21 protein-coding genes are annotated in these 21,047 nt (G+C 65.9%); 15 read left to right on the forward strand and 6 right to left on the reverse strand.

Annotation, left to right across the window (positions count from 1 at the left end; all coding sequences use genetic code 11):
* Positions 1-76 precede the first annotated feature (76 nt).
* Positions 77-370, reverse strand: coding sequence for a DUF4333 domain-containing protein (locus E0T84_RS14045; protein ID WP_249383640.1), 294 nt, complete (start codon positions 368-370; stop codon positions 77-79).
* 294 nt (positions 371-664) lie between these two features.
* Positions 665-2,098 carry a peptidase gene (locus tag E0T84_RS14050; protein WP_138744729.1) on the reverse strand — a complete coding sequence of 478 codons (1,434 nt, stop codon included), beginning with the start codon at positions 2,096-2,098 and terminating at the stop codon, positions 665-667.
* A 99-nt stretch (positions 2,099-2,197) separates the two neighbouring features.
* Between E0T84_RS14050 and E0T84_RS14055 the strand changes: the two genes are divergently transcribed.
* From E0T84_RS14055 to E0T84_RS14085, 7 genes are all read left to right on the forward strand, one after another.
* On the forward strand, positions 2,198-2,851 hold the full coding sequence (locus E0T84_RS14055; protein ID WP_138744730.1) for a nucleoside/nucleotide kinase family protein: 654 nt from the start codon (positions 2,198-2,200) through the stop codon (positions 2,849-2,851).
* 119 nt (positions 2,852-2,970) lie between these two features.
* Positions 2,971-3,558 carry a peroxiredoxin gene (locus E0T84_RS14060; protein WP_070945148.1) on the forward strand — a complete coding sequence of 196 codons (588 nt, stop codon included), beginning with the start codon at positions 2,971-2,973 and terminating at the stop codon, positions 3,556-3,558.
* 2 nt (positions 3,559-3,560) lie between these two features.
* Positions 3,561-4,094 (forward strand): alkyl hydroperoxide reductase AhpD, encoded by a 534-nt coding sequence (gene ahpD, locus E0T84_RS14065; RefSeq protein ID WP_070188307.1) that lies wholly within the window; start codon positions 3,561-3,563, stop codon positions 4,092-4,094.
* 130 nt (positions 4,095-4,224) lie between these two features.
* Positions 4,225-5,523 (forward strand): MFS transporter, encoded by a 1,299-nt coding sequence (locus E0T84_RS14070; RefSeq protein WP_138744731.1) that lies wholly within the window; start codon positions 4,225-4,227, stop codon positions 5,521-5,523.
* Positions 5,520-6,512 carry a LacI family DNA-binding transcriptional regulator gene (locus tag E0T84_RS14075; RefSeq protein ID WP_138744732.1) on the forward strand — a complete coding sequence of 331 codons (993 nt, stop codon included), beginning with the start codon at positions 5,520-5,522 and terminating at the stop codon, positions 6,510-6,512. Before E0T84_RS14070 ends, E0T84_RS14075 begins: the two co-directional genes overlap by 4 nt.
* A 113-nt stretch (positions 6,513-6,625) precedes the next feature.
* Positions 6,626-7,828, forward strand: a complete 1,203-nt coding sequence (locus E0T84_RS14080; RefSeq protein WP_138744733.1) for a cytochrome P450 — start codon at positions 6,626-6,628, stop codon at positions 7,826-7,828.
* 50 nt (positions 7,829-7,878) lie between these two features.
* Positions 7,879-8,898: a phosphotransferase gene (locus E0T84_RS14085; protein ID WP_171055032.1), complete on the forward strand. Its 1,020-nt coding sequence runs from the start codon at positions 7,879-7,881 to the stop codon at positions 8,896-8,898.
* Here E0T84_RS14085 and E0T84_RS14090 read toward each other — a convergent pair.
* Positions 8,895-10,271, reverse strand: a complete 1,377-nt coding sequence (locus tag E0T84_RS14090; RefSeq protein WP_138744735.1) for an FAD-dependent oxidoreductase — start codon at positions 10,269-10,271, stop codon at positions 8,895-8,897. The two genes, E0T84_RS14085 and E0T84_RS14090, sit on opposite strands and share 4 nt — an antisense overlap.
* Positions 10,272-10,387: 116 nt before the next feature.
* Here E0T84_RS14090 and E0T84_RS14095 point away from each other — a divergent pair, with 116 nt between their 5' ends.
* The 4 genes from E0T84_RS14095 to E0T84_RS14110 all read left to right on the forward strand — a co-directional run bounded on the left by E0T84_RS14095 (position 10,388) and on the right by E0T84_RS14110 (position 14,083).
* Positions 10,388-10,861 (forward strand): flavin reductase family protein, encoded by a 474-nt coding sequence (locus E0T84_RS14095; protein ID WP_138744736.1) that lies wholly within the window; start codon positions 10,388-10,390, stop codon positions 10,859-10,861.
* 37 nt (positions 10,862-10,898) lie between these two features.
* Positions 10,899-12,092 (forward strand): acyl-CoA dehydrogenase family protein, encoded by a 1,194-nt coding sequence (locus E0T84_RS14100; RefSeq protein WP_171055024.1) that lies wholly within the window; start codon positions 10,899-10,901, stop codon positions 12,090-12,092.
* Between the two features lie 22 nt (positions 12,093-12,114).
* Complete coding sequence (locus E0T84_RS14105) at positions 12,115-13,269, forward strand: CdaR family transcriptional regulator (protein WP_171055025.1); 1,155 nt, start codon at positions 12,115-12,117, stop codon at positions 13,267-13,269.
* Between the two features lie 76 nt (positions 13,270-13,345).
* Positions 13,346-14,083, forward strand: coding sequence for an SDR family NAD(P)-dependent oxidoreductase (locus E0T84_RS14110; protein WP_070188314.1), 738 nt, complete (start codon positions 13,346-13,348; stop codon positions 14,081-14,083).
* A gap of 1 nt (position 14,084) precedes the next feature.
* On the opposite strand, the gene E0T84_RS14115 is transcribed toward E0T84_RS14110, so the two are convergent.
* Genes E0T84_RS14115 through E0T84_RS14125 form a run of 3 tightly spaced genes read right to left on the reverse strand, consistent with a single transcriptional unit; the run spans position 14,085 to position 16,725 of the window.
* The gene (locus E0T84_RS14115) at positions 14,085-14,387 is read right to left on the reverse strand and encodes a hypothetical protein (protein ID WP_070188315.1); all 303 of its coding nucleotides are present in this window, start codon (positions 14,385-14,387) and stop codon (positions 14,085-14,087) included.
* Positions 14,384-15,886 carry a class I adenylate-forming enzyme family protein gene (locus E0T84_RS14120; RefSeq protein WP_138744739.1) on the reverse strand — a complete coding sequence of 501 codons (1,503 nt, stop codon included), beginning with the start codon at positions 15,884-15,886 and terminating at the stop codon, positions 14,384-14,386. Before E0T84_RS14120 ends, E0T84_RS14115 begins: the two co-directional genes overlap by 4 nt.
* The gene (locus E0T84_RS14125) at positions 15,883-16,725 is read right to left on the reverse strand and encodes an NAD(P)-dependent oxidoreductase (protein ID WP_138744740.1); all 843 of its coding nucleotides are present in this window, start codon (positions 16,723-16,725) and stop codon (positions 15,883-15,885) included. The genes E0T84_RS14120 and E0T84_RS14125 overlap by 4 nt, the downstream gene beginning before the upstream one ends.
* Positions 16,726-16,980: 255 nt before the next feature.
* Between E0T84_RS14125 and E0T84_RS14130 the strand changes: the two genes are divergently transcribed.
* The 4 genes from E0T84_RS14130 to E0T84_RS14145 are packed head-to-tail and all read left to right on the forward strand — an operon-like array spanning position 16,981 to position 21,008.
* Positions 16,981-18,570 (forward strand): methylmalonyl-CoA mutase family protein, encoded by a 1,590-nt coding sequence (locus tag E0T84_RS14130; RefSeq protein WP_138744741.1) that lies wholly within the window; start codon positions 16,981-16,983, stop codon positions 18,568-18,570.
* Between the two features lie 2 nt (positions 18,571-18,572).
* A complete protein-coding gene (locus tag E0T84_RS14135) occupies positions 18,573-18,974 on the forward strand; it encodes a cobalamin B12-binding domain-containing protein (protein ID WP_029109924.1) in 402 nt (133 codons plus the stop codon).
* Complete coding sequence (locus E0T84_RS14140; RefSeq protein ID WP_070945138.1) at positions 18,971-19,927, forward strand: LLM class F420-dependent oxidoreductase; 957 nt, start codon at positions 18,971-18,973, stop codon at positions 19,925-19,927. Before E0T84_RS14135 ends, E0T84_RS14140 begins: the two co-directional genes overlap by 4 nt.
* Positions 19,928-19,943: 16 nt before the next feature.
* Positions 19,944-21,008: a CaiB/BaiF CoA-transferase family protein gene (locus tag E0T84_RS14145; RefSeq protein WP_070945137.1), complete on the forward strand. Its 1,065-nt coding sequence runs from the start codon at positions 19,944-19,946 to the stop codon at positions 21,006-21,008.
* The last annotated feature ends 39 nt before the right edge of the window (positions 21,009-21,047 follow it).

A 21,047-nucleotide genomic window follows, 5' to 3' on the forward strand; every position in this document is an offset into this window, starting at 1 on the left:
AGCGCCTCTAATAATGCTTGGTGCCGTGGTCCGGTGTGGGTTGTCACCCACTGTGGAGAATGTGACTTGCGTCTCCTTATCGGGGTCCGTCTACGGCGTAAGTCCCGTTATTATCCGTGAATTCCACGATCACCCGGCGCAGTGTGTCGTTGATCTCAACCGCGCAGGTGAACGTCGCGCCGGTCCGCACCACCGGGTTCTTGCCGTCGTTGCATGCGACCGCGACGACGCGGTTGGCGCCGTAGCCGTTGATGGGATCGGACAGGATCTGTGCCACGCCCGCCTCGGCCTGTCGGACGTCGAGTCGGGTGCCGGTGGCATCCGAGCGGCTCCATGCCCACAGTCCGACACCGATCACCGCGACTGCCACGACGGCGGCTGCGCCGATATAACGGCCTCGGTCAGAGAGCTTGGAATTGGGCTTGGGGTGCGACCGCCGTTGCGGTGCGCGCGACGGTGGTGGCGCGGGCCGGGCATGCTGTCGAGGCTGTTGGTGCTGTGGCGGGTAAGACGGTGACGGCTGTCGCGGGGGAGGTGTCCACGACGGCCGGTCGGGGCGAGGCCCGGGTGGCGGGGTGCGGCCCGGTAGGGGGGCACCACCCGGGCGTGCCCACCACGGTTGCTCGGGACCGCTCATCGGCTCTCCTCGACTCGACTCATCGGATCACGCGAACCGGTGGTAGCACTGTGCGTCATCGCCTTGCAGCCCGGATCGGTAGGCCAGGATTCGGGTGAACCCAGCGGGCAGCACCCGGCCGTTGACGTCGCTGGCGGCCAGTCCGTTGGTCAGCAGGCTGCTGATCGCCTCGTCGGTGTCACCGGCTGACAGCGTGATGGGCAAACCCGGCTCGGTCATCCTCGCCTGCCCGACTCCGGTCAGGCAGCCGGTGCGCATGGCAGCCACCGGAGTGTCGAGCACCAGGCCCTTCTCGTGCTGCACGGCCAGCGCGTACCGCGATGTCAGCACGGAGATCGCCGAGTTGTCGCCCTGCAGGAGTTCCTGTTCGTCGTTTTCGTTCCTGGCTTCCCCCAACGCTTTCAGCCCGCCGAGGTCCACCACGATGGTGTTGGTCGCCGGGCAGTAGGACGCCGGCGGTGACGGCCCGGCGTCAGGGCACGCCCTGGGCTCGGTGCTCAACGTCGGCGGGTTGGCGGGTGCGTAGACGCGTCGCAGCGACTGCATGGTGTTGTCCAGCAGATCGGCGGTGATCGTGCTGTTGCCGTTCTGTGCCCCGCTGAAGAAGTCGAGGAATGTGGGCAGGTCACCGCGGCGCTTCTTGATCTCGTCGGAGTCCATGGCCGCGCACTGGTCGACGTTGCCGCTGAAGCCGATCTGGAATGCGCTGACCCGGTCCAGCGCGGACCCGTGTTCGTTGCCGGTGAGCACGGCGTCGACTCGCGTCATCAGGGGATCACGGATATAGATCAGTCCGCCCAGTACGTGGTTGAGACCGTCGCCGGTGCTCAACTCGAAGCGCGGTGAATTGCCCGCGGCCACCCAGCGCAGGTAAACCCCGGCGAGGCAGTCGGCTTGCTGTTCTGCCACGAGTACGGGCGTGCTCTCGTTGATCAGCCGGGCCTGTTGCTGAACGGCATGGCCATATTCGTGGGCCATCACCCCGACCACACCCATCTGCCCGAAATACTGGGCCGCAACGGGAATCGCCACGCCGCGGTCCCAGGCCATCACGTCGCTCTTGAGGCAGTAGAAGGCGTTGGTCAGGCCGACGGTGTTCTCCCCGCAGATATCGAGGCCGGGGGAGGCGTCGGAGTTGTAGGACACCAGGCGGGAGACGGGTGTGAAGGTTCCCGGCAGTGAGCCGCCGCTGTAGTTCTGCGACCAGAAATCCTCGATGTCGTCGACCGCGAGCAGCGCCAGGTCGTCGATTTGGCCGCCGTCGGTGTTCTCGGCCTTACGGGTGGGCCCGGGCGCTCCGGGCCGGATGCCGCTGTGGCCGTCGGTCACCGGCAGGCCACCGACCCGGTCGGGCAGAAACAACATCGAGGTGGCCCGGCCGGCGATCACCGTGGCGTCGCCGCAGCCGGCGAGCAGTACTGCGCAACAGGCCAGACCGAGCCACCAGCGAAGCCTCGCCACTTTGAGCCGCCTTCCGTGCGATTCACCCCAGCCAGTTCTACCTGCTCGCGCCGACGTTCGGGACCGGCGGCCGATCACCTGGGCGACAATGACCGCGCTATGTGCATTTTCGATGATCTGCTGGCCCGGGTGCTGGCCCGCGCCGCAGATCCGGGAACGTCCGTCATCGGGATCACCGGACCGCCGGGGGCGGGGAAATCCACGCTGACCGAGGCGCTGGTGGCAGCGGCGCGGGATCGGCTCGGCGCCGGCGCGGTGGCCCACGTGCCGATGGATGGTTTCCACCTTGCCGACGTCGAACTGCGCAGGCTGGGCCGGCTGCACCGCAAGGGTGCGCCGGACACCTTCGACGTTGCCGGATTCGCCGCGCTGTTGCGCCGCGTCCGGGCCCGCGACGAGGTGGTGTACGCCCCGGGTTTCGAACGCGATACCGAGCAGCCGGTCGCCGGCGCGATTCCGGTGTTCCCGGAGGCAGCCGTGGTGCTCACCGAGGGCAACTATCTGTTGCTCGAGGAGCTCGGGTGGTTGGCGGCGGCAGCGGAGATCGACGAAATCTGGTACTGCGCAATACAAGACGATGTGCGCGTGGCGCGTCTGGTGGCCCGGCACATGGCGTTCGGCAAGTCGGCGGACGCGGCGCGGCGCTGGGTCGCCGAGGTTGACGAACCCAACGCGCGGTTGGTGGCCGGCACCGCGGTGCGAGCAGATCTGGTTGTCTCGGCGGCAACCGCCGTGATGCCCAACTCACACTGATGTCGTCTGTGTGGATAATCACGCCTGACCGAGTTGCTATAACCATCGGCGGACAGCCAGAATCGACATGTAAATCTGGAATCATTCCAGAAAGAACATGCGAGATTGGATAGGTTGCGATGGCACTTTTGACGATTGGTTCCCAGTTCCCGGAATACGACCTGACGGCCGTCATTGGCGGAGATCTGTCCAAGGTCGACGCCAAGCAGCCCGATGACTATTTCACCCGGGTCACCAACAAGGACCACGAGGGCAAGTGGCGGATCATCTTCTTCTGGCCCAAGGACTTCACCTTCGTGTGCCCGACCGAGATCGCCGCATTCGGCAAGCTCAATGAGGACTTCGAGGATCGCGACGCCCAGGTGCTCGGTGTGTCGGTGGACAACGAGTTCGTGCACTTCCAGTGGCGCGCGCAGCACGAGGACCTCAAGAAGCTGCCGTTCCCGATGATCTCGGACCTCAAGCGCGAGCTCGCCACGGCCACCGGCGTCCTGAACGCCGACGGTGTGGCCGACCGCGCCACCTTCATTGTCGATCCCAACAACGAGATCCAGTTCGTGTCGGTGACCGCGGGCTCGGTGGGGCGCAACGTCGACGAGGTGCTGCGCGTGCTCGACGCCCTGCAGTCCGATGAGCTGTGCGCCTGCAACTGGAAGAAGGGCGACCCGACCATCAACGCCGGTGAGCTCTTGTCCGAGGCGGTCTGACCATGAGCGTCGACAACATCAAGGAAGCCCTTCCGGAGTACGCGAAGGATCTCAAGCTCAACTTCGGCAGCATCGTGAAGTCCACGGAGCTCAACGAGCAGCAGCTGTGGGGTGCGTTGGTGGCCACCGCCGCGGCGACCAAGTCGGAGCGGCTGCTCAAGGAGATCTCCGAGGACGCGCTCGACGTGCTGAGCGAGGAGGCGTACCACGCCGCCCTCGGCGCTGCCTCGATCATGGGGATGAACAACGTCTTCTACCGCACCAAGGGGCAGCTCGACGGTCGCTACGACGATCTGCGCGCGGGCCTGCGGATGAACATCATCGCCAACCCCGGTGTGCCCAAGGCTGATTTCGAGCTGTGGTCGCTGGCCGTATCGGCCATCAACGGTTGCTCGCACTGCCTGTCGGCGCACGAGACCGTGCTGCGTGACGCCGAGGTGTCCCGCACGGCGATCTTCGAGGCCATTCGACTGGCATCGATCGTCTCCGGTGTGGCCCAGGCGCTGCTGACCGCGGACGCACTCGCCGCGGTCTGACGCAAAAGCCTCGAGAAAGAGGCTTATGCGCATAACCCAACAGATAAACTCGCCTCTCGCAATCTGAGAGGCGAGTTTTCTGTTGACGGAACGATCAAGAACTACCCGCAGCTCCGCTGGTGACGCCACGGTGCGCAAGGCGATCACCGGCGCATCCATCGGCAACGCGGTGGAATGGTTCGACTTCGCCATCTACGGATTCCTGGCGACCTACATCGCGGCCAACTTCTTCCCGTCCGGCAACGACACCGCGGCACTGCTCAACACTTTCGCCATCTTCGCGGCCGCGTTCTTCATGCGTCCGCTCGGCGGTTTCGTCTTCGGTCCGCTGGGTGACCGGCTGGGCCGCCAACGCGTACTCGCAGTGGTCATCCTGCTGATGTCCGCAGCCACTCTTGGTATCGGCCTGTTGCCCACCTACGCCACCATCGGCGTGGCCGCGCCGTTGCTACTCCTACTGCTGCGGTGCCTGCAAGGATTCTCCGCCGGTGGTGAATACGGCGGCGGCGCGGTGTATCTCGCGGAGTACGCCAGTATGCGGTGGCGGGGTTTCACGGTCACCTTCATCGCGTGGTCGGGGGTGCTGGGCTTCCTGTTGGGCTCGATCACCGTCACGGTGTTGCAGGCATACCTGCCACCTGAGTCGATGGAGAGCTTCGGCTGGCGTATCCCGTTCCTCGTGGCCGCACCGCTTGGCCTGGTCGGTCTCTACATCAGGCTGCGCCTCGACGACACGCCAGAATTCACCAAACTCGACGAGGCCGACCGGGTGGCGGCCTCACCCTTGCGCGAAGCCGTCGGCACGGCCCGTCGGGCGGTCCTGCAAGTCATCGGCCTGTTCATCGTCTTCAACGTCGGCTACTACGTCGTCTTCACCTTCCTGCCGACGTACTTCATCAAGGCGCTGAACTTCAGCAAGACCCAGGCGTTCGTATCGATCACACTGGCCAGCCTGGTGGCCCTGATCCTGATCCTGCCGCTGGCCGCCCTGTCGGACCGGATCGGGCGCAAGCCCTTGCTGCTGGCCGGTTCGCTGGGATTCGTCGTACTGGCGTATCCACTGTTCCTGCTGATGAATTCGGGCTCGGCGGTGGCGGCGATCGCGGGGCACTGTGTGTTGGCCGCCATCGAATCGGTGTATGTGGCGACCGCGGTGACGGCCGGCGTCGAACTGTTCGCCACCCGGGTGCGCTACAGCGGATTCTCGATCGGTTACAACATCGCGGTGGCATTGTTCGGCGGTACCACCCCGTATGTGGTCACCTGGCTCACCGCGACCACCGGCAACAACCTGGCCCCGGCGTTGTATCTCGCTGGTGCGGGCATCGTCTCGTTCCTCACCGTTCTGACCGTGCGCGAAAGTGCGGGGCAACCAATGCGTGGCGTGGACAACCCAACCGATCAGCAACGTGCCACGATGACACAGTGAGCACGACCAAGCCGACGGCCCGTCCAACGAAAGCCGATGTTGCCAGGCTCGCCAACGTCTCCACGGCGACGGTCAGCTATGTGCTCAACAACGTTCAAGGGCAACGTATCTCGGAGCAGACTCAGGCCGCGGTGCGTAAGGCCGCAGCCGAACTCGGGTACCGCCCCAACCTCGCGGCCCGCAACCTCGCGGTCGGTGGCAGCGGTGTGGTGCTCTACATCGTGCCGCGCACCGATCTCGGCGAACTGCCTCTGGAGGTGGGCAGTCGGCTGACCACGGCGCTCGGCCGGCACGGCATTGTGCTGTCGATGCAGCTGGAGACCGACGACGGCCAGAACATCGTCGACGCGGTGGCGAACCTCAACCCGGTCGCGGTCGCCGGCGTGTTCCCCCTCACGGGCGCCGCCGCCGCGGCGGTCGAGGCGGCCAAGATCCCGCAGATCTACCTGGGCAGCGAGAAGTTGCGCGCGCTCGGCTCGTTGCACCTGACCGTCGGTGCGATGCGGGTGGAGCATCTGATGTCGCGCGGGCATACCCGCCTGGCCTTCGCCTATTCCGGCACTGAGGTGTTGCGGCCGCTCGGTGACTATTGGTTGTCGGGTCTGCGGGTGGCCGCCGGTGAACACGGCCTGCCCGAGATCGAGGTCGACAGCGTGGCCGCCGACGGGTCCGACGCGGCCGAGGTCGTCTCGGAATGGGTGTCGGCCGGCGTGACAGCCGTATGTGCGCAAAGCGATGAGACGGCGTTCGTGGTGCTGCACGGGATCCGGGAGGCCGGGTTGCGCTGTCCCGACGATCTCGCGGTCATGGGAGTCGACGCAATCCCACTGGGCCCGGTGAGTTCCCCACCGCTGACGTCAGTCATGTTCGATGCCAAGACGATTGTCGACGCCGCGGTCCCGGCCATGATGGCCGAACTGGGGTATCCCACGGACGCTGACGTCGACGGCAGCGACCCTGCCCGGCTGATCGTGCGCTACAGCACCTGAGATTACAAGTGACCGGCAAACCGTAACCCGTGGTGGCCTTGTCCGGTGACCCGCCCGGCGTGTAACTTACGCGTGTAAGTAGCTCTCCGCAGCCCTCAGAGAGGCGGACCGCCGTGAGTGTGAGCACCACCAGTGACGTCTACTTCGACCCCTATGACGTCGAGATCAACGCCAACCCCTATCCGACGTTCGCCCGGCTCCGCGAGGAGTCGCCGCTCTACTACAACGAGCAGCACGATTTCTACGCGTTGAGCCGCTTCGCCGACGTCAACAAGGGCCTCGTCGATCACGAGACGTTCAGTTCGGCCCGCGGCGCGATCATCGAACTGATCAAGGCCAACATCGACATCCCCTCCGGCGCCCTGATCTTCGAGGATCCGCCGATCCACACCGTGCATCGCAAGCTGTTGTCACGGATGTTCACCCCACGCAAGATCAATGCGCTGGAACCCAAGATCCGCGAGTTCTGCGCGCAGTCCCTGGACCCGATGGTGGGCACCGGACAGATCGACTTCATCAAGGACTTCGGCGCGATCATGCCGATGCGGGTGATCAGTGCGCTGTTGGGCATCCCCGAGGACGACCAGGAGATGATCCGCGACCACGGAAACGATCAGTTGCGTACCGAAGCCGGCAAGCCGATGAAGGCCGCCGAGCAGGGTCTGGTGGACGGTTCGATCTTCGAGACCTATATCGACTGGCGCAAGGACAATCCGTCCGACGACATCATGACCGACCTGCTCAACGTCGAGTTCACCGACGAGCACGGGGTCACCCGCAAACTCACCCGCGAAGAGCTGCTGATCTACATCAATGTGGTCGCGGGCGCGGGTAACGAGACCACGACCCGGCTGATCGGCTGGGCGGCAAAGGTGCTCGCAGAGCATCCGGACCAGCGGCGTCAGCTGGCCGAGAACCCGGCACTCATCCCACAGGCCATCGAAGAGCTGCTGCGGTTCGAGCCTCCGGCCCCACACGTGGCCCGGTATGTCACCCGTGACATCGAGTTCTACGGCCAGACGGTTCCCGAGGGCAGCATCATGATGATGCTGATCGGCGCGGCCGTTCGGGACAGCCGCCAATTCCCGCCCGACGGTGAGGTTTTCGACATCCACCGTGAGCAGCGTCAGCATCTGGCATTCAGTGTCGGCACCCACTACTGCCTGGGCTCGGCGCTCGCGCGGCTGGAGGGCCGGATCGCCCTGGAGGAAATGCTCAAGCGTTTCCCGGAGTGGGATGTCGATCTCGACAACGCGGTGCTGTCGCCGACGTCGACTGTCCGCGGCTGGGATTCGATGCCGGCGGTGTTCCGGTGACCGCTGCGCTCACCGTCCCGAAGGACTGGGCCGAGATCACGCCCGAATGGATGACGGCGGCGCTGGCCGATCAATACCCGGAGGCGGTGGTGGACGGCGTGACCATCGACATGCGCGACGACGGCACCAATCGTCGGGCGCGCCTGTCGGTCACGTACTCCTCGGGATCAGGGCCTGCCACGGTCTTCGCCAAGGCCGTCGACCCTGGCCACAAGGAGATGATCAAGTACACCAGCGGCTTGTTGCATGAGCCCAGGCTGTTCAGCGCGAAAGTTGACCTGCCGCTGGAACATCCGACGGTGTATGCCGCGCCCGTCGACGAGGGTGACGAAGACTTCGTGTTGGTCATGGAGGACCTCACGGCCCGAGCTGCCGATCCGCGAGACGCCACCCGTCCGCTCACGGTGGAGCAGGCCGCGCGCGGGGTGCGTGGCCTGGCCCGGTTGCACGGCGCGTTCTGGGGCGAGCGCGTGCATCGTCCTGGCCTGGAGTGGCTGGAGCCGTTCGTGCCGTGGGATGGAATGCAGTGGGCGCCCCTGCCCGCCGCACTCGAGCGGTTGGGCGACGACGCACCGGAGTCAGTGCATGCGCTGACCATCGATCAACTGGTGGAAGGGATTTGGAAGCCCTTCATCCGCACCCTGACCTTGCCGGGCACGTCCCAGACTCTGCTACACGGGGACCCGCACATCGGGAACACCTATGTGGTGCCCGGCGGCGATGTCGGATTCCTCGATTGGCAGGTGGCCCGCCGAGGCAACTTCTCACTGGATCTCGGCTACTTCCTGCAGGGCGCGCTGACCACCGAGGACCGCCGGGTGGCCGAGCGTGAGTTGCTCGAGGAGTACCGCGACGAACTGGGGCTGCCCGCTGACGAGATGCCGTCGCCCGACGAGATCTGGCTGCGTTACCGGGCTTCGGTCGCCCATGGCCTGATGACCTGGCTGGCCACTGCCAGCGCGGGGGAGCTGTGGCAGCGCCCGGACATCGCGCTGGCACTGGCACAACGGTATTCGGCGGCGTACGAGGACCTGCAGACGGCGCAGGCCCTGGCTGATCTCATCGGTTAGGCAGGCTGCAGCGCGTCCGCCACTTCGCGCGCGGCACGTTCGCCGGCCTCCACCGCACCCGAGATCCAGCCGCTCCACCGCAACGCGGTTTCCGTTCCGGCCCAGTGGATGGGCCCGACGGGGCTGCGTAGCGCCTCCCCGAAAGCCGTCAGCAGACCAGGTGGGGTGGCGCCGAGAACACCGGAGATGTGCGGTTCGAGCGCCCAGTTGTGGATGAGCACCGTGGTGGGCTCGGCGGCCGCGGCGCCGAAATACTCGGTGAGTGCCCCGACGATCTCGTCGCGCAGGCGTTCTGGGTCGTCGAGGAGCTCCGGTTCATTGCCGCCGAAGAGCCGGGGACTGTGGATTGCCAAGAAACCGAGCAGAATTCCCACGGAATCGTCCTCGGGTGAGTCGTCGAAAACGATTGGTGCACCAGGCAGATCCGAAAGAGCCGCGCCGCTCAGTCCAACGGCGCGCCAGAACGGTGTGTGGTAGAACACGTGAAATTTCAGGATCGCGTGCTGCTGCCAACTGGTCTGCAGCGCTTGGCGTGCGGTGGGTAGATGGGGACCAAACTCGATATGTCGGGCGTCGGCCGGGCTCATCGCGATGATGAGGCGACGTGCCGTCAGCACCTCGCCGCCGGGCCCCGTCACCGACACCCCGTCGTCGGTCCGGTCGACGACCCGCAGCGGCCAGTCGCACCGGACGCGATCACCCAGGTCGGTGGCCAGCCGCTGAGCCACTGAACCGGCACCGCCGACGATGGTCAGGTCGACGTCGGCGCCCATGCCCTCGATGCCCCCCGCGCCGGCCAGAAACCACAGGGCGAACAGCATCGACAGCTGAGCCGGTGGCGCCACACACGCCAACGAAAACAACGCCGTCAACACATACGTCGCTTCCTCGTCGGTGACATTCGCATCGAGCCAGCCGCCCAGCGTCATCGCATCGAGGCGGGCAGCACCCGGTGAGTCCCACGGTTTCTCCAGGGATATGCCGTCGGACATGGCCTGCAGTTGTCCCATCGCGGTCAGCAATGCAGCACCGCCGGATTCCGACAACGGGGGCAGCTCGCCGCGATAGGTCTGGCGTTCCCCCTTGCGGTACCACACGTCGAGGTCGTCCGGATTGCGCATGGAGCCATTGGGTTTGGTTCCGATCTCCAGCTCCTCGAGCAATGCAACCAAGTGCCGCATGCCGGTGCCGAAAAATTGACCGCCCCGGTCGATGGTGATTCCGTGGGCCTCGGTCAGCATCGTGCGGCCACCGACCTGCGGGCGTGCTTCCACCACCGCCACGGTCAGGCCGCCGGACACCAGCCTGCGGGCTGCCACCAAGCCGGACACCCCTGCGCCCGCCACGATCACGTCGAGATCTGAGCTTGTCATGGACTCGAAGCTAGGCAGCGTTTACGAGCACGTCTGCGCAGTTTCCGGAGAATTCTACAGTGAACATTGCGGTTTCCGTAAAGCACTCCCAGTGCGTTCCGGGCAACCGTATTCACATGTCTGACACCCGCCGATACCGAGACGTGCTCGGCCATTTTGCCACCGGAGTCACCGTGATCACGACGTTGCGCGACGCTGAACCGGTTGGTATGGCCGTCAATTCGTTCACCTCAGTCTCGCTCGACCCTCCGTTGATCGCGTTCTGCGCCGCACTCGGCTCCAGCACCTGGGATCACATCGCACGGGCTGGACACTTCTGCGTCAACGTGCTGTGTCGCGAGCAGGCTGAGCTGTCGCACCGGTTCGCCGCCCGCGACACCGACCGCTTCGCCGGGGTCGCCTGGACACCGGCACCCAGCGGCGCGCCCAGGCTCACGGGTGCCGCCGCGTGGTTTGACTGCCAGCTGGAATCACGCATCGTCGCAGGCGATCACGTGATCGCTCTCGGCCGGGTGATCGCTCTCGATGCCGAACCCGAATCCGTGCCGCTGGTCTTCTTCCGCGGCGATTACCAGCTGCCCCGCGTCTGAGTCCCTACATCCGATCACCGAGGAGTTCACCATGTCCATGACGACACCTGTTTCCGATCCGACCACCGAAGATCTGGTTGCCCGCGCTGCCGCCCTGGTGCCCACGCTGCAGGGCCGCCAAGCCGAGGTCGACGCAAGCTGTCGCATCCCCGACGAGACCATGTCCGACCTCACCGGGGCCGGAATGTTCCGACTTGCGGTACCACGCGACTTCGGCGGCTACGCACTGACCATGTCCGAATACGTCGATGTGATGGCCGAACTTGCCAAGGGCTGCCCGGCCACTGCGTGGGTGACCGCGATCTCCAACTCGTCGGCCTTCCAGGTCGGAATCTTTCCGCCGGAGGGGCAGCGTGAGGTGTTCGCCGCCGGTGCCGATGTGCGGCTGGCCAGCGTGCCGCAGGCCAAGATCTGCACGGCCCGGTTCAAGGACGGTGGCGTGCAGATCGACCAGGCTCGGTGGTTCTTCAATTCCGGTGTGACACTCGCTGATTGGGCTGTCAACGGGGTCGTCGTGGTGGACGAGCAGGACAATCCGCTCGACCTGGTGCTGTGTTTGATCCCAGTGGCGCAACTGACGGTCAACAGTGACTGGAACACGATGGGCATGCGGGGGACCCAGAGCGTCAGCACGGAGGCGCGTGACCTGTTCGTCCCGGCTCATCGCACGGTGTCGTCGATGGCTGTGCTGACGGGCCAACACGTGTCCCCGCTCGCCGATCAGCCGTTGTATCGCAGTGCGTCGGTTCCCGCGCTGGCATTGTTCGTGACACCGTGCGGCATCGGTATGGCCGAGGCGGCACTGGACCGGTTCAAAGCCAAGGCCGAAGGCAGGCCTGTCATCTACACCACGACCGACAATCAGGCCGACGATGCCCATGTGCATGCGAGGGTAGGGGAGGCGCGCATGAAGATCGATGCGGCCCGTGCGCTCACGAAGACCGCCGCGGCCGCGGTGGATCGCTGGGCAGACCTGCAAGGTGAGATGCCCGTCGAGGAGCGCATCCGGGCGCGCACGCAGTGTTCCTATGCACTGCAGTTGAGCTTTGAGGCCGTGGACGCGCTGTACGGCCTGAGCGGCGGCTCGGCGATCGCACAGCCCGAGCCTATGCAGCGGTACTGGCGTGACCTCAAGACCGCGACGTTGCACGGCCTGCTGACCACGACCACGACGCTGCCACTGCAAGGCCGCATCGAGCTCGGCCGCGAGCCCAACGCCGCATTCGTCTGACCGGAGTGGTCGAATGGATGGCGTGGCAGTGCGCCAGATCGATGCCTCGTTGAACGATCTCGCCGACGGACTTGAAATCGTCCTCGACGAGGTCGTCGACGAGATCATGCAGCGCGTGGTGGAGGAACTGCCGCTCGTCGATGAGCGGCTGCGGCTCCAACTCGACCGTGCGATGCGGCGCAGCGCCTACGGCAACACCAGGGGATCGCTGCAGGCGTTGCGGGATCGCCGGCACGAACCGATAGAGACGCCGTCGGAGGCGCTCGACGAGGCACGCGCGGCGGCCCGGGCGGGGCTGGCGCTTGCCGACCTGCTGACGATGTACCGCCTCGGTCATCAGGTGTGCCTGGACCGTTGCCTGCAGATCGCATCTGTCACCTGCGCAGATTCAAAGCTGCGCGCCGAGGTGTTGCGCATCGCGTCGCGGTTCATGTTCACCTATGTCGACAGCGTCGTGAGCGACGTCGAGGAGGCCTTCGAACGCGAACACGAACAGTTCCTTCGCAGCTCCGCCCAACGTAAGGCACAGATGGTGCGTGACGTACTCGACGGTGCATATTTCGGTGCCGCCGAATTCGGTTACGACCTCCTCGGTCGGCATGTCGGTCTGGTTGCCGAGGGGCCGGACGCAGCGATCGTATTGCACAGGGTGGCGCAGGACCTGGCGGTACGGTCGTTCGTCGTGGCGGCTACCGGTGAGGTGGCCTGGGCCTGGCTGACCGCCGACCGATTCGAGCCGTCGGACGAGCCGGGCCTGCACATGGGAATCGGAGATCCGCTCAGTGGCGCGGACGGATTCCGCACCACCCATCGCCAGGCGGCACTGGCCTGTACGGTTGCGTCCCGGCTCGACGAGAACGCTTGCCACTACGACGATGTCACGATCGAGGCGGCCGCACTCAACGATGAGGCAGGCGCACGGTATTTCGTGGAGCGGGAACTCGGTGCGCTCACCGGTGGCGGGGAGCGCAACCGGCGGTTGCGCGAGACACTGGACTGTTACCTGCGTACCGGGCAGACCGCGGCAGCGGCTTGCGCCGAACTCTGCGTCACGGACCGAACGGTGGCTTACCGGTTGCGAACGTGCGAGGAGATCCTGGGCCGTCCTGTGCACTTGAGGGCCGCGGAGTTACAGGTGGCCCTGCGGTGGGGCCGCGTGCTCGGTCAGTTCGGATAGCCTCCTCAGGGGCGGCGTGGACCGCCTGGCAAGAAACTTGAATCCGAACCTCCGTCGAACCACTACGGTGTCCGGCATGACAGGTGTGGTGGTGACAGGTGCAGCCTCGGGGATCGGCCGGGCCAGCGCGGAGGCGCTGATCGCAGATGGTCGGCGGGTTGCGTTGTGGGACATGGCTCCCGAGGTTCGTGAAGTGGCCGACGCTCTGGGTATGCCTTCAGCGGTGATCGACGTGTGTGACACGGGTGCGCTGTCAGGCGCCGTCGAGGAAGCAGCTCAAGCGCTCGACGGCATCGACGGTCTGGTGCACGCCGCGGGCCGGGTGATCCCCGAACCGGTCGGTGCCTACACCGAGGAGTCCTGGGACGCGGTGCTCGATGTGAATCTGCGGGCACAGGCGCTGTTGACCCAGTTGCTGCTGCCGTACCTGGAGAAGGCCGCGGCCGACGGCGAATCGCCTGCGGTGGTCGGCATCTCGAGCATCGAGGGCTTGGCGGCCAACCCGTTCATTCCGGCCTACTGCGCCTCGAAGGCCGGGCTGCTCGGTATGACCCGGTCGATGGCTGCTCAGTTGGGCCCGTTGGGAATTCGCGTCAACGCAGTGTGCCCGGGCTTCATCCACACCCCGATGCTGCAGATTGCGTTGGACGTCGAGGAGATCCGCGCGAGCTTCGAGCAAGCCGCGCCGATGGGCCGGCTCGGTCAGCCCCAGGAGGTCGCCGCGGCCGTGGCGTTCCTGATGTCGGCAAAGGCGTCGTTCATCACCGGCACGCAGCTGGTGGTGGACGGGGGAGTGACCAGCCGTCACGCGTGAACTAGTCGCTGGCGGGCAGCGGCTTGGCCTCCTTGAGGCTGAGTGCGGTGGCTCCGACCGACAGCGTGCCTGCCCCGGCCTTGGTGACGAGCACCTCGGCGCCAGAGTCGTCGACGTAGCGCTTGCCCATCAGGTTTCCGTCGGAGAACGCGGCGTCGATCGTGGCGCCCGAGTCCTTGTCCTGGTCGAGCGGGATCATCGCCACGCCACCGGCGCGCAGGTCGTCGAGGCTGTCGGCGCTGCGCACCACGATGACCTGGGTGTCGCACACCTGGCTCTGCAGGCGGGTGCCGTTCTTGATCATGCTGACTCCTTAGAGATCGGTGCGAGTTCGTCGACGAGTTGGCGGCGCAGAACCTTGCCGGTCGGGTTGGTGGGCAGTTCGTCGCGGAACACCACCCGGTCGGGGGTGCGGGATCCGCGCAGCTGCTGACGCACATGATCTCGTAGCGCTTCGGGGTCGGGGGAGGCGCCCATGGCCGGCACCACCACGGCCACGATGATCTGTCCCCACTGCGGGTCCTCGGGGCCGACGACGGCGACGTCGCGAACTTCGGGATGCTCGACGAGTACGTCCTCGATCTCGGCCGGGGCGATGTTCTCGCCGCCGCGGATGATGGTGTCGTCGGAGCGTCCGCCGATGAACAGGTAGCCGCCCTCGTCGAGCATGGCGACATCTTTGGTGGGAAACCAGCCTTCGGCGTCGAGCACGGAGCCGATGTCGGTGTAGCGACCCGACACCTGCTCACCGCGCACGAACAGCTCACCGGTCTCTCCGGCGCCCAGTACCGTGCCGTCCTCGGCGCGGATCTGGACTTCGATACCGGGCACCACCTGGCCCACCGAGCCGAGTCGGCGGGCGGCGGCAGCATCCTCGGCGGCCAGCGCCTCGCGGTGGTCGTCTGGCCCCAGAACTGCAATGGTGGAACTGGTTTCGGTCAATCCGTAGGCGTTGACGAAGCCGACGCCGGGCAGCAGTTGCAGGGCCTTGCGGACCAGCGGCAGCGCAACTTTGGAGCCGCCGTAGGCGAGGTTGCGCAGGGTCGGCAACTCGAGGCCGGCCTTTTCCAGTGCGGTGACGATGCGGTCCAGCATGGTCGGTACCACCGTCGCCGAGGTGACGCCTTCGGTGCGGACCAGCTCAACCCATTTGTCGGCGTCGAAGTGGCGCAGATAGACCATCTTCCGCCCGGCGTACAGGTTGGACATGGCCGCGCTGACCCCGGCGATGTGGTAGGGCGGGACACAGATTAGGGCCGCGTCTTCGGGTGCCGCCGAGGCGAATTCGACCGTCCCGGTGATGTAGCTGGTCAGGTTGTTGTGGGTGAGTTCGACGGCTTTGGGACGTGAGGTGGTGCCCGAGGTGAACAGCACGACCGCGACGGCGTCGGGGTCGGCGAATTCGGCCGCCGGCTCGGCGCTTCGTGCCGCGGCCAGGAACTCCTCGGACGAGATCACCTGCTTGCCCGCCCCGGCGACGACGTCGGCGTACTCGGCGTCGGCGACCACCAGTGGCTGCGGTAGCCGCTCGATCAGCTCAAGCAAGCCGTCCTGGCTGAGCCGGTAGTTCAGCGGGGTGAACGGCACCGCGGCCCGGGCCGAGGCGAACAGCAGCAGCGGCAGCAGTGCGCCCCCGGTGCCGACGTAAGCGACGTGAGAGGCCCCGGAGGCCGCGATGACGCCGGCGCCGCCGTCGGCCAGGGCGCTGAGCTCTTCGGTGGTCAGGCGCAAGTCGTCGGACACCACCGCGGTGCGGTCCGGTCCGCCCGAGACCGCCATCTCCAGCAGTAGTGAGATGCTCACAGGCCCTGCCCCGGTGCGTCGATGAAGATGTCGATGATCGGATTGTCCCCGCCGCCATAACGGGACAGGTCGGTGACCCCGGCCTCGCCGAGTACGGCGGAGTCGATGAAGGTCTGACCGGTGACCTCGGCTGCCGGGCGGGACAGGATCTCGACCGCCGCGTCGCCCATGATCTCGGGGCTGCGAGACTGCGCAGCCATCTTGTCGCCTTCGGCCAGGTTGGCCACGGCCGAGGTCGCGATGTAGGTCTCGGGCCACAGGCAGCTGAAGCCGATACCCGGATACTCGGCTGCCCATCCCAGCGACAGCAGCGTCATGCCGTATTTCGACAAGGTGTACGACGGGTGTGCGCCCAGCCAGTAGGGGTTCATGTTCATCGGCGGGGCCAGCGTCAACACGTGGGGGGTGGTCGACTTGCGCAGATGCGGCAGGGCGGCCTTGGTGAGCAGGAACGTGCCGCGGACATTGATGTCCATCATGAGGTCGAACTTCTTGGCCGACAGTGCCTCGGTGGGTTCGGTGGCGATGGCGCTGGCGTTGTTGATCACGATGTCGATTCCGCCGAAGTGCTCGACCGCGGTCTCGACGGCGCGGGCCACGTCCTCTTCCTTGCGCACATCGCCGACGACGGCCACGCCTTTGCCTCCGGCCGCCTCGACCTCGGCGACCGCGGTGTGCACGGTTCCGGGAAGCTTGGGGTGCGGTTCTGCGGTTTTGGCCAGCAGCACCACGTTCGCCCCCCGGCGGGCGGCGCCGAGTGCGATCGCCAGCCCGATGCCCCGGCTGCCGCCGGATACCACCAGCGTGCGATCGGTGAATGACTCTTGCTGGCTGGACATGGTCCTCCTCGTCGAGCGCAGCGTCCGCTGTGCGCCGTGTGTCAACCGTACCCAAATGGTATTGGCATTCTCATTTTTAGCAAGTCTCGTAATCGTCGGGTGCGGCGGCCGAGGAATCGGCGTCGACCAGACGGGTTCGCGCGGGGCGCTGTCGGCGGCGGGCGCCCGGGTCGACGCAGTTCAAACCAGTCCAGGCGGCTCATTTCCACCGTGCGGTATTGGCATTCTCATTTTTAGCAAGTACGTTATCCACTGATGAGCGAGCAAGCTGTCCCTTCGGTAGAGACTCCATCGGGCATCCCGCTGGCGCCCGTCTACGGGCCGAGCGATCGCGCGGTCGAGCCGCCTCCCCCCGGGACTTATCCGTTTACCCGCGGCAACTTCGCCTCCGGCTACCGCGGCAAGACCTGGACCTTCCGGCAGTACTCGGGCTTCGGCACCGCCGAGGAATCCAACCGCAGGTACCGCTATCTGCTCGATCAGGGCGGTACGGGTCTGTCGGTGGCGCTGGACCTGCCGACGCAGTGTGGCTACGACTCCGACGACGAAGAGTACGGCGAGGAAGTCGGCCGCGTCGGCGTTGCAGTCGACACGCTGGCCGACGCCGAGATCCTGTTCGACGGGATCCCGCTGGACAAGATCAGCACCAGCTTCACCATCAACGGCACTGCCGCCATCCTGCTGGCCTTCTATGTCGCTGCCGCCGAGAAGAAGGGCGTGCCACGCGAGAAGCTGACCGGCACCATTCAGAACGACATCCTCAAGGAGTACGCGTCCCGCGGCACCTGGATCTGGCCGCCCGAGCCGTCGCTGCGCCTGATCGCCGACACCATCGAGTTCTGCGCCGCCGAGGTGCCGCGGTTCAACGCGATCTCGGTGGCCGGGGCGCACTTCCGCGACGCGGGTGCCAACGCGGTGCAGGAGATGTCGTTCACCCTGGCCGACGGCGTCACCTACTGCGACACCGTCGTCGAACGCGGGCGGATGACGATCGACAAGTTCGCCCCGCAGATCTCGTTCTTCTTCTACACCCACGGTGACTTCTTCGAGGAGATCGCCAAATACCGTGCCGGCCGGCGTCGTTGGGCAACGATCGTGCGCGAGCGCTACGGCGCGACCACCGACAAGGCCTCGATGTTCCGGTTCGGTTGTGTGGCCGGCGGAGCCTCTTTGTACGCGCCGCAGGCGCAGAACAACCTGGTGCGGGTGGCCTACGAGTCGTTGGCGGCAGTACTGGGCGGCGTGCAGTCGATGTTCACCGCAGCTTGGGACGAGCCGTTCGCCCTGCCCAGTGAGGAATCCGCGACGCTGGCCCTGCGGACCCAGCAGATCCTTGCCTATGAAACCGGTGTCACCAAAGTCGCCGACCCGCTGGGCGGTTCGTATTTCGTCGAGGCGCTCACCGACGCCACCGAAGCCAAGATCATCGAGATCATGGACGACCTGGAGAAGCACGGCGGTATGGTCCGGTGCATCGAGGATGGCTACCTGCAAGGCCTGATCGCCGACGAGGCGTTCAAGATCCATCAGGAGACAGAGTCCGGGGTGCGTCCGGTGGTCGGAGTCAACAAGTTCGTCACCGACGAGCCTGCACCCGACATCGACACCTATGAGCTCGATGCCGAGGGCCGCGATCTGCAGCTCAAGCGACTGTCGAAGGTCAAGGCCGAGCGTGATGACGTTGCGGTCAAAGAAGCCTTGGCCGCGTTGGCCAGGGGTGCCGAGGGCGACGACAACCTGATGCACCGGTTGATCGACTGCGCCAATGCGTATTGCACAGTGGGAGAGATGGTGTCGACCTTGAAGTCCGTGTGGGGCGAGTTCCAACAGCCGGTGGTGTTCTAGCCATGGCAACTCGAGTACTTGTCGCAAAGCCCGGTCTCGACGGACACGACCGTGGCGCCAAGATCGTGGCCCGCACACTGCGTGACGCGGGATTCGAGGTCATCTACACCGGTATCAGGCAGCGCATCGAGGACATCGTGTCGATCGCATTGCAAGAAGACGTTGCTCTCGTAGGTCTTTCGATTCTCTCCGGCGCACACGTCGCGTTGACCACCCGCACCGTCGAGGCGTTGCGGGCAGCCGATGCCGGCGATATCGCCGTCGTCGTCGGTGGCACCATCCCGCAATCCGACGTCCAGAAATTGCTGGATGCCGGTGCCGCAGCGGTATTCCCGACGGGGACGTCGCTGGAGACCTTGGTGACCGACGTTCGCGCCCTGACAGAAAAGGTTTCGGAGTCATGAGGCTGGGCGTAATGATCGGGGCCGAGCGCGGCGACATGGCCCGCAAGGTCTCCAAACTGGTATCAGACATCCAATGGGCCGAATCCGCCGGACTGGACAGTGCGTGGATGCCGCAGGTGCCCAACGATTTCGACTGTCTGACGATGGTGGCCCTGATGGCCGCAAACACCACGCGCATCGAGTTGGGTACCGCGGTGGTGCCGTTGCAGGCGCAGCATCCCATTGCACTGGCCCGCCAAGCGCTCTCGGTGCACGCGATGTCGGGGGGCCGGCTGGCGCTGGGCGTCGGTCCGTCGCATCACTGGATCGTGGGTGACATGCTCGGCCTGCCCTACGAGAAGCCCGCCGCCTATACCCGGGATTACCTGCAGGTGCTCAACACCGCGATCTCCGGTCCGGGTCCGGTTGACGTGGAGAACGATTCGTTCACGGTGCACAATCCGACCGTGCTCGCCGCCGACACCCCGATGCCGGTGCTGGTGTCCGCCTTGGGCCCGGTGATGTTGCAGATCGCCGGTGAGCACGCCGACGGAACCTCTCTGTGGATGGCTGACGAGAAGGCGATCGGTGAGCACATCGCGCCCAAGATCAACAAAGCCGCCGCGGAGGCGGGTAAACCCGCACCGCGCATCGTGGCGGGCATCCCGGTCACCCTGTGCGCAAACTCCGAGATCGAGGCCGCCAAGGAGCGGGCCAACCGCATCCTGGCCGAGGCCGAGACCTCACCGAACTATCAGCGGCTGCTGGACCGGGGTGAGGCCCGCAATGTCGGGGATCTGTGCGCGGCCGGTGACGAGGAATCAATCCTGAAGCGGTTCAAGCAGTTCGCCGACGCCGGGGTGACCGATCTGTCGGTACGGCTGCTGCCGATCGGCGACAACCGAGACGAGTTGATCGCGTCGAAGTACCGGACGCGTGAGGTGATCGCCGAACTTGCCAGGGCCGTTCGATGATCAGGTTCGCGGCGAAATGAGCGCGCCGCTCGCTGGTATCCGCATCATCGAGGTCGGCGTCATGCTGGCCGGCCCGTACGCCACCATGATGTTGGCGGATCTGGGGGCCGAGGTGATCAAGGTCGAACCGCCGGGCGGGGAGATCTCCCGTCAGGTCAGCGACAGCTATTTCGCCAGCCTCAACCGGGGCAAGCGCAGCATCTGCATCGATCTGGGATCTGACGAGGGCAAGGCGAAACTCGGTGAGCTGGTGGCCGATTCGCATGCACTGCTGGTCAACATGAAGCCTTCGGTGATCCGCCGGCTGGGCCTGACGTATGACAATCTGCGCCGCTTCAACGACAAGATCGTCTGCGTCGCGATGACAGGGTTCGGGTTGAACGGGGGAGATGACCCGGCGTTCGACTACGTCATCCAGGCCGCCACCGGGGTGGCCGCGATGACCGGTGATCCTGACGGCCCGCCCACGCTGCCGGGCTATTCTTCTGCGGACAACTCGACCGGTTTGACCGCCGCGCTCGGCCTGCTGGCGATGATCGTCTCGGGCAAGGGTGGTCAGGTGGACGTCTCGCTGCGTGACGTCATGCTGTCGCAGCTCAACTATCGTGCGTCGGCGTATCTCAACGACGGTGCCGAACCGCGCCGCCATCCGTTCGGCGCGCACTCGTATTACGTGCCCGCGCAGCTGTTTCCCACGGCTGACGGCTATCTGGCGTTGTTCATCACCCACGACGGGTTCTGGAAGTCGTTCGCCGGGGAGGCCGGGATCGAGGGATTCGGGACCATGGCCGAGCGGGCCGCCGGCCGCGACGAGGTTCTGGATGTGGTGACCGCGGCTCTGGCCACCGACACCGCTGCGGGCTGGGAGTCGCGGCTCAAGCCGCTGGGGATCCCGGCGGCCGCGGTGCGGACCTTGCCCCAGGCGCTGGACGCGACGCCCGAGATGCTCGTGACGGCAGGGGATTTTCGGCTGGTGGGATCCCCGGTGCACGTCGCCGGCCACACGCCCGAGTACCGGCCCGCGCCTGTGTTCGACGAGTACACGGTTTCTGATTCACCGGTTTCTACCGCGGGGTCGTGACCGCTCCAAACCTGCGGCCCTGCAGTAGAAACCGGCGGT

The sequence above is a fragment of the Mycobacterium sp. DBP42 genome (genome assembly GCF_005924235.1).
Taxonomy (GTDB): Bacteria; Actinomycetota; Actinomycetes; order Mycobacteriales; family Mycobacteriaceae; genus Mycobacterium; species Mycobacterium syngnathidarum.

Coding starts and splice junctions, on each gene's coding strand:
- E0T84_RS14145 (WP_070945137.1), top strand. CDS start 19,944: ATGAGCGCGCCGCTCGCTGGTATCCGCATCATCGAGGTCGGCGTCATG.
- E0T84_RS14085 (WP_171055032.1), top strand. CDS start 7,879: ATGACGGCGGCGCTGGCCGATCAATACCCGGAGGCGGTGGTGGACGGC.
- E0T84_RS14140 (WP_070945138.1), top strand. CDS start 18,971: ATGAGGCTGGGCGTAATGATCGGGGCCGAGCGCGGCGACATGGCCCGC.
- E0T84_RS14055 (WP_138744730.1), top strand. CDS start 2,198: ATGTGCATTTTCGATGATCTGCTGGCCCGGGTGCTGGCCCGCGCCGCA.
- E0T84_RS14115 (WP_070188315.1), bottom strand. CDS start 14,387: ATGATCAAGAACGGCACCCGCCTGCAGAGCCAGGTGTGCGACACCCAG.
- E0T84_RS14125 (WP_138744740.1), bottom strand. CDS start 16,725: ATGTCCAGCCAGCAAGAGTCATTCACCGATCGCACGCTGGTGGTATCC.
- E0T84_RS14135 (WP_029109924.1), top strand. CDS start 18,573: ATGGCAACTCGAGTACTTGTCGCAAAGCCCGGTCTCGACGGACACGAC.
- ahpD (WP_070188307.1), top strand. CDS start 3,561: ATGAGCGTCGACAACATCAAGGAAGCCCTTCCGGAGTACGCGAAGGAT.
- E0T84_RS14095 (WP_138744736.1), top strand. CDS start 10,388: ATGTCTGACACCCGCCGATACCGAGACGTGCTCGGCCATTTTGCCACC.
- E0T84_RS14100 (WP_171055024.1), top strand. CDS start 10,899: ATGACGACACCTGTTTCCGATCCGACCACCGAAGATCTGGTTGCCCGC.
- E0T84_RS14060 (WP_070945148.1), top strand. CDS start 2,971: ATGGCACTTTTGACGATTGGTTCCCAGTTCCCGGAATACGACCTGACG.
- E0T84_RS14090 (WP_138744735.1), bottom strand. CDS start 10,271: ATGACAAGCTCAGATCTCGACGTGATCGTGGCGGGCGCAGGGGTGTCC.
- E0T84_RS14130 (WP_138744741.1), top strand. CDS start 16,981: ATGAGCGAGCAAGCTGTCCCTTCGGTAGAGACTCCATCGGGCATCCCG.
- E0T84_RS14110 (WP_070188314.1), top strand. CDS start 13,346: ATGACAGGTGTGGTGGTGACAGGTGCAGCCTCGGGGATCGGCCGGGCC.